At 63.4% G+C, this 12321-nt stretch carries 9 protein-coding genes; 2 read left to right on the top strand and 7 right to left on the bottom strand.

Annotated features, from left to right (window positions below; translation table 11 throughout):
- Positions 1-122 precede the first annotated feature (122 nt).
- From LQ144_RS15035 to LQ144_RS15020, 4 genes are all read right to left on the bottom strand, one after another.
- Entirely contained in the window at positions 123-962 is an 840-nt protein-coding gene (locus LQ144_RS15035) for a phosphatase PAP2 family protein (RefSeq protein ID WP_230119511.1), read from the bottom strand.
- A gap of 161 nt (positions 963-1123) precedes the next feature.
- Positions 1124-3472, bottom strand: a complete 2349-nt coding sequence (locus LQ144_RS15030) for a multicopper oxidase domain-containing protein (protein ID WP_230119510.1) — start codon at positions 3470-3472, stop codon at positions 1124-1126.
- A complete protein-coding gene (locus LQ144_RS15025) occupies positions 3469-4143 on the bottom strand; it encodes a hypothetical protein (RefSeq protein WP_230119509.1) in 675 nt (224 codons plus the stop codon). Before LQ144_RS15025 ends, LQ144_RS15030 begins: the two co-directional genes overlap by 4 nt.
- 156 nt (positions 4144-4299) lie before the next feature.
- A complete protein-coding gene (locus LQ144_RS15020) occupies positions 4300-4551 on the bottom strand; it encodes a hypothetical protein (RefSeq protein WP_230119508.1) in 252 nt (83 codons plus the stop codon).
- 495 nt (positions 4552-5046) lie between these two features.
- Between LQ144_RS15020 and LQ144_RS15015 the strand changes: the two genes are divergently transcribed.
- Entirely contained in the window at positions 5047-5508 is a 462-nt protein-coding gene (locus LQ144_RS15015; protein WP_230119507.1) for an Hsp20/alpha crystallin family protein, read from the top strand.
- Positions 5509-5687: 179 nt separating this feature from the next.
- Here the strand turns inward: LQ144_RS15015 and LQ144_RS15010 are convergent, their stop codons facing one another.
- Positions 5688-7820, bottom strand: a complete 2133-nt coding sequence (locus LQ144_RS15010) for a transglycosylase domain-containing protein (RefSeq protein WP_230119506.1) — start codon at positions 7818-7820, stop codon at positions 5688-5690.
- Between the two features lie 299 nt (positions 7821-8119).
- On the opposite strand from LQ144_RS15010, the gene LQ144_RS15005 reads away from it, so the two are divergent.
- Positions 8120-10297 carry a leucine-rich repeat domain-containing protein gene (locus LQ144_RS15005; RefSeq protein ID WP_230119505.1) on the top strand — a complete coding sequence of 726 codons (2178 nt, stop codon included), beginning with the start codon at positions 8120-8122 and terminating at the stop codon, positions 10295-10297.
- A gap of 87 nt (positions 10298-10384) precedes the next feature.
- Here LQ144_RS15005 and LQ144_RS15000 read toward each other — a convergent pair whose 3' ends face one another.
- Both LQ144_RS15000 and LQ144_RS14995 read right to left on the bottom strand, forming a co-directional pair.
- Positions 10385-11647 (bottom strand): amidohydrolase, encoded by a 1263-nt coding sequence (locus tag LQ144_RS15000; protein ID WP_230119504.1) that lies wholly within the window; start codon positions 11645-11647, stop codon positions 10385-10387.
- 113 nt (positions 11648-11760) lie between these two features.
- Complete coding sequence (locus LQ144_RS14995; protein ID WP_230119503.1) at positions 11761-12213, bottom strand: DUF5956 family protein; 453 nt, start codon at positions 12211-12213, stop codon at positions 11761-11763.
- Positions 12214-12321: the final 108 nt, after the last annotated feature.

The following is a 12321-nucleotide window of genomic DNA, read 5'->3' as shown; positions in this document are numbered from 1 at the left end:
GCGGGGCCCTCCGCTTTTGGGAGAGCAGGCGGCGTTTAACGCCCAAGTAGTGGTCCAGCGCCGCGATCACGCCGCCGGGGAAACGTGGTCATGTCCGACACGCCACGATTCCGCCACGAAGCCTACGGGACGGCGGCGGACGCGACATGCGACCGGTGTGTCCGGGCAGTCAGGTACAGGCGGTGGGCGGTAATTACCATCGCGAGCCACGCCGCCCCGAGAGACCACGCGGCCAACACGTCGGTCAGCCAGTGGTGTCCGAGGTAGACCCGGCTTAGCCCCATGGTTGCGGCGAAGAGTGCCGCGAGGATGACGGTCAGTGTCCGCACGCGCTGGGACCTCAGCCGGAGGACTATCAGGTAGGCGACGATGCCGGCGATGACGACCGAGTTCAGCGAATGGCCGCTTGGGAAGGATGCGGAGTACTCGTAGGGCGGGACGGCGTCGACCAGCGGTGGGCGGGTTCGGCCGATGAGCTGCTTGCCCGCGATGGTCATCAGCAGAGAACCGGCGCCGGCCGTAACGATGAGAATGACAGGGGTCCAGGATCGGCGCCGCAGAGCCAGTACAACCATGACAGTCAGCGCGAGAGCCGGCATGCCGACCGTGCCGCCGATGTCGGTGTATGCCGTGGCAAGGACGTCCACAACGGGGGAACGGACCGTCTTGGCGGTGTCAAGAACCGGATGGTCCAACCCCGCTACGCCGTCGGCCGCGACCACCGATTCGTACACCTGGGCGAAGACCGCAGATAGGGAAACGGCGATCATCGCCCCGACAATGAGTGTGACTATAAGCGCGGCGTGGGGACCAAGTAGGCGGCTGATCCGTTGAACCGCGCCGGCCAGGATCCGGCCGAAGCGGGTGTTCCACCGGGTGAGGTCCTGGTCGCCAACGAAACGGTCTTGGCGGACCTCCCCCTCCACGCCGCCGTTGAGAATTTCGTTGCCTTTCACCGTCATGATCGTTTCCTTAGGTCGCAGCCACCATCGTCAGTTAGTAAGCAACCTTATCGCTTAGCTCTCGTCGACGTAGAGCTTCGGCATGACAACGGAATCGGGCGTGCAGAATGCTCCCATGGAAGCATTGCGGATCCGGTCCGCAAGTCACAACGGCAAGCAGATCACGCGGCAGTCACCGCGACGGTTCTGGTTGCGAGCGTCTTGCCGGTGATCCAGTGCAGGAACTCGACGGAGATGGTGTACTTTCCGGCAGCGGGAGGGCGGAGCAGAAAGTCGATTTTCTCGGCTGCCCCGGATTTGATGATGTTGGTCAGTAGGGGTTGGCCTGCCGCTGAGGGGTGGACGGCCGGCCCGGTGGGGTTGGGGGTGTTCCAGAAGGGCCGGCCGTCATGGGCGATCAGTTCCGCGATCTTCACAGGGCGGCCCGCGGAGTCGGTAAACGTGGTGCGGGTGGGGAAGTAGTCCACGTTGATCATCCGCACCAGGGTGGGATGCTTGTTGCCTCGGACCACGTTGGCGCGCATGGCGGAGACAGCCCAGACGACGTCATCACCCACCGGCCTGTGGGCCACTGCCCCGCCAAGGAGGAAGAAGTGCCTGGGCTCGAAGCGGTTCAGGCCCACATCTTCGCCGGAGAGACCGGCGGCGTGGTTGAGCGTGTGCCACCGCGGATCGAGGGAGTAGGGCCCGATCACGGTCTCGGTGGCGATGTCATACAAGGGCCCGTTGACCGAATGGCGGCGGGTCCCGGCGGGCCAGGGGGACCTGGCGCTGGGCCGGGGATCGACGATGACCGCACCGAACATGCCCATCTGGACGTGCAGGGGCGTGTTGACGTGGCAGTGGTAGAAGTAGGTTCCTGAGGCCCCGCGGTTGGGGTTTCCGGGCACGCCCACGTCCGGCCGCCATTGGTAGGTGTAGTGACCGCTGACTTCGAAGGAGGTGTGGCCCACGCCGTCGTTGCGGGGGTCGGGTTCGATGCCGTGCCAGTGGATGGTGTGGACCCTTTTGCTGGGTTTGACCGTGCCGTGGAAGATCTGCCCCTCGGTCAGCCGAAGCGTCGAGCCTGGCAACTGCCGCCCCAATTTGTCGGCCTCAAAGCTCCACACTTCGTGCTCGGAGCCGTCGGGGAAGGTCATTTTCCGGTTGAAGAAGTCGAACTCCATGGCGACGTCCGGCGGCAGGGGATGTTCCGTTTCCGGGCTCCCCTCGTGGGGCTGGTTGGAGGCGAAGTCGACCTGGCTGCGGAACAGCTGGTGGGGGTCTGCGGCGGTGGGCGGCGTCCCTTGCGCCGGTGTGGGTGTCGCGGCCAGCACCCAGTCGGCAACCAGCCCGCCCGGGTAGAGCCCGCCGGCGGCAGTCTGGGACGGTTCCGCGTGGCAGTGCATCGGATATTTCCAGTCTCGGTCGCGTGCGTTCCAGACGGCGTCCACCACTTCCGGCGGGCGGCGGACGGGAAGCATTGCTTCCTTCCGCTCCAGCGGCTGGAGCTGGATGGTGTCCTCCCACTGCTGGAGGACGACGTCACCGACCGCGGTGACATGGCCGTTGGAGCGGGGGAAGTCGGTACCGTTGGCGCGCAGAGTCCAGACGTGGTTGCCGTGGTAGTGCAGCTGGTGGTCTGCGATTCCTGCGTTGACCATTCTCATCAGTTGCCCGGTGCGGATGGCGCCGGCAGCGGGGGAGGCGCTGAAATTCCGCACGTCGGTTTCGCGGGGAAACCCCGACGCGAGAGTGTCCTGATCGCGCCGTTCGTTCAGTTCCCTGTCCGTGCTGACCGCCAGCGCCTGGAACCCCGAATAGTCGTTGATGGTGAAGTACCGGGGAACGGCCGGAGTGGTGACCGGGTTGACGGTTTTTCCTTGTGAGGCAATCCGCGCCCAGTTCGAGTCGACGTCGTGGCAATACCACAGCCACTGCCGCTCGAACTCGGCCCCGCCGGGGGCGAGCCGCCAGGCGTTCCGCGGATCGATCACCACCAGTCCGCCGTAGAGGCCCAGGGTTCGTTCCACGGGTTCGTTGCCCGGGTCCGTGAACAGATAGGTTCCAGGTGCAGGTGCCGCAAACTGGAGCAGCTTCGTTGCCCCGGGGGCAACCGGTCCTGAGCTGACGTCCGCACTTGCCTTGCCGGCGCGGTGGAACCGGAGTTCGTGGGGCTGGGCGAGGTTGTTGTGCAGGAGGATCCGGATGGTGCTGCCCGTCTCTGCGATCAGGGTCCGGTCCGGGAAATAGCTGGCCCAGTACCCCCTCCGCGCCAGGTACGCTCCGCTGTTTGCCGTATCGGGCCGCAGCGGCTGCGGCCGGCCATGCGGCGGTATTGGGGCGCTCAGCGGATAGGTCCTGCTGGCCACAACCTGGCCGCCGGCGGTGAACACCCGAGGCGTCATGATCAGTGCGGGCTTCGGGTCCGTGACCGCGGTGCGCCGGTCCCCGAAGCCGCGGTGGTAGACCAGCGCCCCGTCCACCATCGGGATGAAGCCCTCGTTGATGTGGATGTCCAGGGTGCTCACGACCTGGCCCCGTTCACGGTCAGCGCTGGCAATGCAAGCTGCACGACTTGGTCCTTTTGCTCATCCGAAAACTCGAGTTCAAGGTCCGTGAGGTCGTTGGGTGCCAGGTAGCTGATCAGGACGCGCTCCTTGCTGTTTGCCCCGAGAACGCCCGGGGAATGGTCCGAATCCTGCGGAGTGATTGTTGTATCGGTAGGCAGCAGTCTGAGGCGCAGTTGCCCGGGGCTGAAGAGCACTGATTCCGGCCCAGTGTTATGCAGTTCGACGTCGAGGACGACCACATCGCCCCAGGTGAGGTTTATCGGCTGGGGCAATCCCTGGGTCCACGGCTGCCGGCTGCCGTGCCCATGGCCATCGACCTCAGCCGCAGCCCCGGCGGGCTGAAGCGGCTGGTCGCCCGTTCGCGGTGCCAGGCCGCTGAGCAGGGAGGCCGTCGCCGCAAGGCTCGGTGCGGTCCGGCCTTGGGCGTCCAAGCGGGAAAAGCGTCCGGCCCGCAGGACCGACACCGTCCCGAAGGCTGTGGCCGCGATGGTTTCGGCGCTCTGATCACTGCGCGCCACCAGGCCGTATGTTCCTCCGGCCACCAGCACCATCGCGCCGCCGCCGACCATCCAGCCAAACTGGCGCCGGCTCAATGCCCGGTCAAAATATGTCCTCGAACCAGTATCCATGACCGCCCCAATGCGTTCGTAGTATCCCCTCATCGTGGGGGTGGAAACCTACGAAAACCTTGGACTTCCGGTGGGACATCTCATGATGGGCGCGGCATACGGTTCGTTGCACAGGCTGGAGCGGGGGCAGAGCACCCGAGGGACGGCGCGAAGGGGTTACCGGCGTGCGAGTTCCCCGACGCCCTTCCCGTGCCCGTGCAGCTTTTGGACCGACTTCCTAAACACTGTGGATGCGCCTTTGAACAGCCAGAGCGTCGTGATCTTTAGGAGGACGGTTACGAGCTGGATGGCCCCGCCCACGAGCAGGAGCAGGGTGACGGTGATGACGGCGGGCAGGAACATGAAGGAAACTGCCGTCATTGTGCCGAGATATGCGAGGGCATAGCCGACGATGGTGGTCTGGTCCACTGGGATCCTCTGAACGTCCGGATCGGCTCCGGCGCCTGCTGCGGAGTCCCCTTGCAGCTGCGGGTGATGCGGGCCCGGTCGTCGTTGACAGGTGCGCGATACACGGGACTGATGCTCCGAATGGTTGCCTGTTCGCCTGTTGTTGCGAGGGTCTTTAAACGTGGCGCCGGCTGCTTGCGGTCATATGGTCCCGGGTGGTTAGCCGTGGAAAACTGCTGGTGATCCCGACTGCCCCCTTTTTCCGATCTTCGTCGCGGTGACGCTGCTGCACCTGCCGATGTGGATTTTTTATAGCATCGCCGGGACGCCTCCGCAAGAGTCTGCGGGAGCAGACTTTTCAGGGGAGGGGACTGCAAGGCGGCGCAGGGGGCCGGAGGCCTTCGCGATGCCCGGAAGGCTGTCCTTTGCCACGGCCAAGGCGTACCTTTTTCTCACCAACAACACCGGGCCCGGGCCGGGCGCCTACCCCTCCGGCCGGAAAATGAGGAGGACAAGATGGAGAACTTTCTCCGGCGGGGCGGACTCGAAGTTCCCGAGCCCCTGCGCCGGTTACTGCAAGGCGACGCTGATCTCTGGCTTCGGGTAGAGGAATTCCAGGAGGGAACCACGCTGGTCGTCAGAACCGATGCACCCGGAGTCGATCCGGAAGAAGACGTCGACATCACTGTCTCCGATGACACCCTGCACATTGACGTGCGGCGGGAGGAAAACAAAGACGATAAGGACAAGACGGGCTATCGCAGCGAAGTCCGCTACGGCGACCACTCCCGCAGCATCTCCTTGCCCCGCGGTGTGAGCCAGGACGGCATCCTCGCCACGTACACCGACGGGGTCATCGAAATCCGTATCCAGCTTCCTGAACAGTTCCCAACCCCGGGCCCGAAGGTGCACGTCTCCCGCCCCGGAAGCCAAGGCCCCCACCAGTCTCCGGAGGCACCGGAGAACTACGTCACCTGACCCGGAACGCTTCGTGCATAGGGTGCCCGAGCACTGGCGCCGCCGGTTGCCTGGACGCCCGCGGGGCCAGTGTCCCGGATCCGCCTATTTGGGAGATTTCCATTGACCGCCCTGACGTCGCATCGCCGCTGAGTGTCGCCCCGGACGTCATTCCCGTGCAGCACCCGCTCGGGGGTTTCCTAGGGTGCGGGTTTGCCGATGATGGACGCAGGCGGCTTGGGGAAGGCCGCCGCCGGGTACATTTTGGCCACTTTGAGCATGTAATTGGCCCATTGGGGTCCGGCGATCATGTACCCGTCGATGCGGCTGTAGAACTTTCCGTTGATGGTGAGGTTCCTGCCGGGCCGCTGCTGGCCTTCGAGGGTGTCGCCGAAGAAGGACGCTGTGGCGAGCCCGGTGGTGTAACCGACTACCCAGGTGGCGCCGTTGCTGTTGTTCGTTCCTGTCTTGGCCGCGACGGGGACCCGGCTTTGGACTTTGGGATTGATGTAGATGCCGGAACCCTTCCTGAGCACGTCCTGGAGTGCCGCATTCACGCCGCGGGCCACGTTCGGCTCTACGGCGTCACGGCAGCTGGGGGCCTGGGCCGGAAGTGCTTTTCCGGCGAGGTCCGCCACCCGGAGAATGGCGATGGGCTCGCAGTAGCGGCCGTCGGCGGCGAAGGTGGCAAAGGCATTGGCCATGTGCAGCGGTGCCACACCGGTGCCGCCCAGCACATTTCCGAGCTGGTGCATGTTGACCGTGGTGCCGTCCAGGCCGCTGTGGATGCCTACGGCTTTGACCATGTTCTGGATTCCGCAAATATCCAGTTGCGCCACTTCAGCAAATGTCGCGGTGTTGATGGAGTTGTAGAGGCCGTAGTTGGCCGGCATTTTGCGATAGTACCCCTCTGAGGCGTTTTGAAGATCGTCGGCGGCTTCCAGGCCGGCCCTTCGCTGCTTGGTGCTGTAGCCGCCTACGACCTTGCCGCAGGAAGACCGCCAGCGGAATCCCAGCGGGTACTCCCGCTTTGAGGCGTCCACCGTCTCCGTCATGGTCCTGCCTTCGTGCAGCCATTCGGCGAAGGTGAACGGCTTCATGGTGGATCCCGGCTGGAAGCCGCCTGCGCCGTTGAGGTCGTTGCCGTTGGCGTCCTTGGAATCCACGTTGAAGTTCAGCTGGGTATCGAACTTTCCGCGCTGGGGAAGGAACACCGTATTCTGCGCCATGGCGAGGATCTTGCCGGTTCCAGGCTGGACGGAGACCAGGGATGAGCCCCATTTGGCCGGATTGGCCCCGGCCGTCGAGTCCACCTGTGCCTGCGCGGCTGCCTGCAGCCTGCTGTCCAGCGTGGTGGTGATGGTCAGCCCGCCGCGGCGCATCTTCTGTTCGCGCGCTTCGGCGTCCGGGCCGAACGCCGGATTGTTGAGGATCAGATGGCTCACGTAATCGCAGAAGTACGGGGCCATGGCGGCGGCGGCACAACCCTGCCGGGACGGCCTGACCTTCAGGCCCACGCCGGAGGCTTTGGCGGCGTCATGCTGCTTCTTGGTGATCTTGTCCTGTTCCAGCATGGCGTCCAGGACCTGGTTGCGCCGCTGGATGGAGTTCTTCGGATTGGTCACGGGATCGTAGACGCTGGGGCTGTTGACCAGCCCGGCCAGCAGGGCCGCCTGGGGCAGGGTGAGTTTGCTGGCCGGAACGCTGAAGAAGTACTGGGCGGCCGCCTCAATGCCATACGCGTTGCGGTTAAAGAAGACGATGTTGAGGTAACCCTCGAGGATCTGGTCCTTCGTGTATTTCTTTTCCAGCGCGATGGCGAGCCGCATCTCGCGCAGCTTGTCTCCCATGTTCTTCTGCCCGCTGAGAATCACCTGGTCTTCGCGCCCGGCGGAAATTTTGGATTCGTTGGCCACGTTGGTGACGTACTGCTGGGTGAGGGTAGACGCCCCCTGCCGCTCCCCGCCTGTCAGATTGCTGGTCAGCGCCCGCAGCAGGCCCCGGGCATCCACACCGCTGTGCTCGTAGAAACGGCTGTCCTCGATCGCGATGATCGCATCCTTGACGTACGGGGACATGTTCTTCAGCGGGATCCGCACCCGGTTTTCCTCATAGAAGCTGGCGATCAGCTTTCCATCCGCGGTCACCATCCTGGTGGTTTGCGCCGGCGTTTGCACCGCCAGTTCGGTTGGGAGACCGTTGAAGAAGCTGATGGACCTGCTGACGGTGGTGCCCGCGAGGGCGATCTGCGGAACGAGGTAGCCCGCGACGAGGACACCGCAGATGCTGCTCAGGAGGACGAACCCGAGCATCCTTGCCAGGAACCTGCCCATTCGGGATGACAGGCGATTTCTTGCCATCATTGCAGCTCACACCCCGTCAGATGTGAGACAAGAATACGCGCCCTGAGTCGTCCGATCCAGCCACAATCCACCGCCGACCGGCGCGCAGAGAACTCGCTCCCCAGCCCAGTGCGATCCTCCACATTTCACCACTGCCATTCGCGCTGTCGTCGGTTGTAAGATCAGTCACCATCAACGGTGGCCGGAATACCGGAACAGGCCTGCCTCGTCGATTCCCGTTGGTGTAGGGCCTGTGATGGGGTGCGGCCTGCACGGAAGAGGGATTGGCCATGAGCACCAAACTGCCCCAAGTGCGCGTTCTGGCTTACAACGGTGAAGACATTGGCATGGGATTCAATAGCGACAGCGGTCTCGCCATTGGCACTGCGCTTGATTTTGACGAACCGGTGCGGCAGTCGGGGCAAGAGGCGAAGGCAACCGCGGAAATCATCACGACGCATGAGTCGCTGATGGAATCACTGGGCGTATCGGCGGAGGCAGAGGGGAGATATGGCTTTGCATCGGCAGGCCTGAAAGTCGACTTTTCGAAAAATACTTCATACAACTCTGTGTCAACGTTCGTTGTGGCAAAAATGGTCGTAAACAACCAAGTTGTGCGGGGACGGAACTTCCGCATTAAGGAGGACGCGCGTCGACTGCTAATGGCAGATTCGGACGCGTTTTCCACGGCCTACGGAGACTCCTTCGTCCGGGGTCAGTTCAGGGGCGGTGAATTTTTCGCGGTGCTCCGGATCACATCGTTGGATACGGCGGTTCAAACTGATCTTGCAGTGACCTTGCAGGCGGAAATCAACGGTGCCGTCGCTGCAGCTTCCTTCACGGGAAAATATGACACCTATAAGAGTGAAGCCCATTCACGGGTGGAACTCCATGTGGTGTTCTACCAGAAGGGCGGCGAGGGGGAGGAAGAAATAGGGACGACGACGAGCGTTGACGACGTTAAGGACCGCCTCAAGTCACTGCCGTCCGCTGTTGCAAGGCATCCCTTTCCGTATGAGATCGAAGTGGCGACCTACGACACGGTGCCGGTACCCGTCCCCCCGAAAATTTGGCAAGACGCCTTCGTAGTGGCGACGGCCGATGCAGATCGTCAGAGACTGAGTTATCTCCAGAAGTACAACGACTTCACGTTTGCGGCGGAACACCCGGAATTCTTCGAAGATCCTCCTCCTGCCACCGAAATCCGCGCGGCCACGCAGGCTTACGCGCGCGCTGTCGACGCCGTGACCCGCCACGCCATCCGGCTCTCAAGGGGCGAAATCGACCCGCCCCAACTCTTCGACCCGGCTGGGGTTGATCCGCCACTGCAGTTTCCGGCCGTCGAGTTGCGGCGGCGGATCGGTGGAGTAGAACGCAGTTACGCCGACTGGTACGAGAGGAGGGACCAGCCCGGCATTCTTTCCGACGACCGAAAGCTGGTCAATCAGGTTGCCTGGGCTGTACACGACCGCATCGACAATCTTGAAGGGATTGTGGATCCAGGCGGCGACCCGCTGAAGACAGAACACATGCGCGGTGAGGCGCTTGCACAAGCCGTGAACGGCATGGAGAAGTTCCGTATCGAGTGGTATCCCGACAACATGGGTATCACATCCATCGCACACCTTCCAGCGATGATCGCAAAGGACCGCCTCACCGAATTAGTGATCACAGGCGACCATAACGAGGGCGCGCTAACGAGTTTGCAAGGCATAGAGCAGCTGGAAAAGCTTGAGCTGCTCAATGTTGCGGGGAACCGGATCGGACAGGTACTCGACCCCGCGCGACTGGCGTTTCTGCGTGAGCTCGATGTTTCAAACAACGAGATCAGGGATGTGTCAGCTTTCGGGCACTATCCCAGCCTCGAGGTGCTCAGTATCGGGGGCAATCGGATCGCGGATATATCCCCGCTGGCAGCAGCGACCAAACTGAGGACCCTGCAACTAAGCGACGTTAAAATCACGCTCTGGTCGGACGATAAACCCGTTGAACATATGATGGCCAAGACTGAATTTGGGGTATGGAGTGTCGAGACGCACGACAATCCGTTGCAAGTAATTACCGGACTGGATGCAGTACCCGGCATCGCGAATCCCTTCTTGAACTTCGATCAGTTCAACGTCCGCTTCGGCGTCCTAAAGGACGGCCCGGACGCGCAGTTCCGCGGACGCGCCGAACGGATCGGCCTTTCCGAGAAATTCGCCGTCCACCTGGCCCGCGACGGCGAACGCCTCGAAGACGAGTGGCGTCTACTCAGTGTCAGCCGAGAACCCTCTGGTCCTCTGGCGGCGGAAGCATTCCAAGCAGTTCAAACATTCCCACTCGGAGCGAAACTAATTACCCTGATCAGCCCGGCCGCGAATTTCCTGATTTGGACGGCTGCACTTGAAGGAAACGCAGCGTCCACCCAGGCCAATGCCACGTTCCTGAAGGACTCCAGCTTCATCACGTGTGACGTGGAGCCATAGCCCTTGCATGGGACGTTCCTAGGCGAAACGTGTAAGGGCGTCGGAGAGCGGCGCGGACTACCGGCGTCCTCAGGGCGCCGGGGCCTATCAACGGTCGTCGGCGTCGAGCCACGCCAGGGCTGCTGTGACGAGCGCTTCGGTTCCGGTCCGCAGGGTTGGCTGGAGGACGGGCAGGAACATTGGCGAATGATTGGCCGGAATGTCTTCCTGGACCCGCCCGGCCAGCTCGGCGGCATGCCAGGCCTCCGGGTCCGTTCCGCCGATACCCCAGTAGGTGTAGGGGATGCGAGCGGCCCGGGGAATATCGCTGAAGTCTTCGCTGGCGGTCTGCAGGTCCAAGCCTCCGGCGCGGTCTCCAAAATAGTTGCTGAACGCCCCTGCGACGCGCGCGGTTGTTTCCTTGTCGTTGGCCGTAAGCGGGAACCTGTCGAAGATCTCGAACTCCGGTTCCTTCGGGCAACCGCTGGCTTGGCACTCGGCCTGGACGGTGCGGCGGATCGAGGCGAGAATGCGCTGCCGGACCGAATCGGTGTAGGTGCGAAGATTCAGTTCCAGGACCGCCTCGTCGGCAATGATGTTGCTTTTGGTGCCGGCCCGAAGGCTTCCGACTGTGAGGACGGCCGGTTCGGTCGGCGGGGTCTCCCGGGAAATGATCGGCTGGAGCCGGACGACGATCATGGCGGCCAGGACGACGGGGTCAACGGTGTTTTGCGGCATCGAGCCATGCCCGCCGCGGCCGTGGACCGTGATGCGGACGCTGTCCGCGCTGGACAGGACAGCCCCAGGCCGGGTGGCGACGCGGCCCGAGGGACCGGGCAGCACATGCTGGGCGAGGGCGACCTCCGGTGCCGGAATGCGGGCGAGAAGACCGTCGTCGATCATGGCCCGGGCGCCGTCGCCGGTTTCCTCGGCCGGCTGGAACAGCGCCACGAGCGTGCCTTTCCATAACTCCTGGTGCCCGGCGAACAACTGCGAGGCGCCCAGCAGGCATGCGACGTGGATATCGTGCCCGCAGGCGTGCATGACCGGCACCTGTTCTCCTGCCTGGTCCACCGCCGTGACAGTGCTCGCGTAGTCGGCGCCGGTCCCTTCCTTCAGGGGCAGCGCGTCCATGTCGGCGCGAAGCAGGACGGTAGGCCCACTCCCGTTGTGCAGCACTGCCGCAACTCCGGTTTTGCCGATCCCGGTCTCAACCTCGAAACCGTAAGAGGTCATGCAGCGCGCGACGTTTGCAGCGGTCCGGTGTTCCTGATGGGAGAGCTCCGGGTTCCGGTGGAGGTCTTGGTAGAAATCCTCCTGTTCGAGAAGGATTGAATCGTAGTGCTGCAGTATCTGCGCGGCCGCACCCATCTGGACTGTCCTTTCGTCCGGTTCCGGTGACCTGCCCGGTGCGGTCCCACGATACGCCGGCGGCTCCCGGGCTGAAAGAGCAGCTCTCGGCGCTGGGCGACAGTTGGCAGCTCTCACCCTCGGTACATCATTGCGAGGGCGTCCCTGGCCGGCCCCTTTAACTTCCACGGGTCCATCGCATCGTGCGGCAGCGCCGCCGTCGTGGCCGACCAAACAGCAGACCAGAACTCTTCTTCCGCGGAGCCTGTGTTCGGGGGGCGACGGATGAACCAGTCGTAGCCGCGGGGCCTCGGTGGCAGCCCGGCATCGGCCACATAAGCGTCGATGTCGTCGTCTATTGATTCCAGCTCAGCGTCTGTAAGCAACGACGGCGACCGGTGTTCGGTGCCGTCGGGGTAATGAGTGACGACCACTGTCTGACGGTCCCGGGGCGCAGCCGGAACTCGCACGAAGTTGCCCGGTCCTGCGGCCCAGACGACCAAGGCACCCCACCCGTTGTCGGTGGCGGGAATCCATCCCGCTGGCGCTTCGGAAAACTCCAAGGACTCCCACGGGTCGTTGCTCATGACCGCCATTCTCCACCGCTCCTGCGATTCTTGAAACGGAATCAGAGCCCGAACCCGAACGGAAAGGTATTGATTCTCGCGGCGGCCACCGTGTGCAAGGCCCTGGAT

The sequence above is a fragment of the Arthrobacter sp. Bi83 genome (assembly GCF_918698095.1).
Taxonomy (GTDB): Bacteria; Actinomycetota; Actinomycetes; order Actinomycetales; family Micrococcaceae; genus Arthrobacter.
The sequence above is the reverse complement of the archived record's forward strand: the minus strand, read 5'-3'. Positions and strand labels throughout refer to the sequence as shown.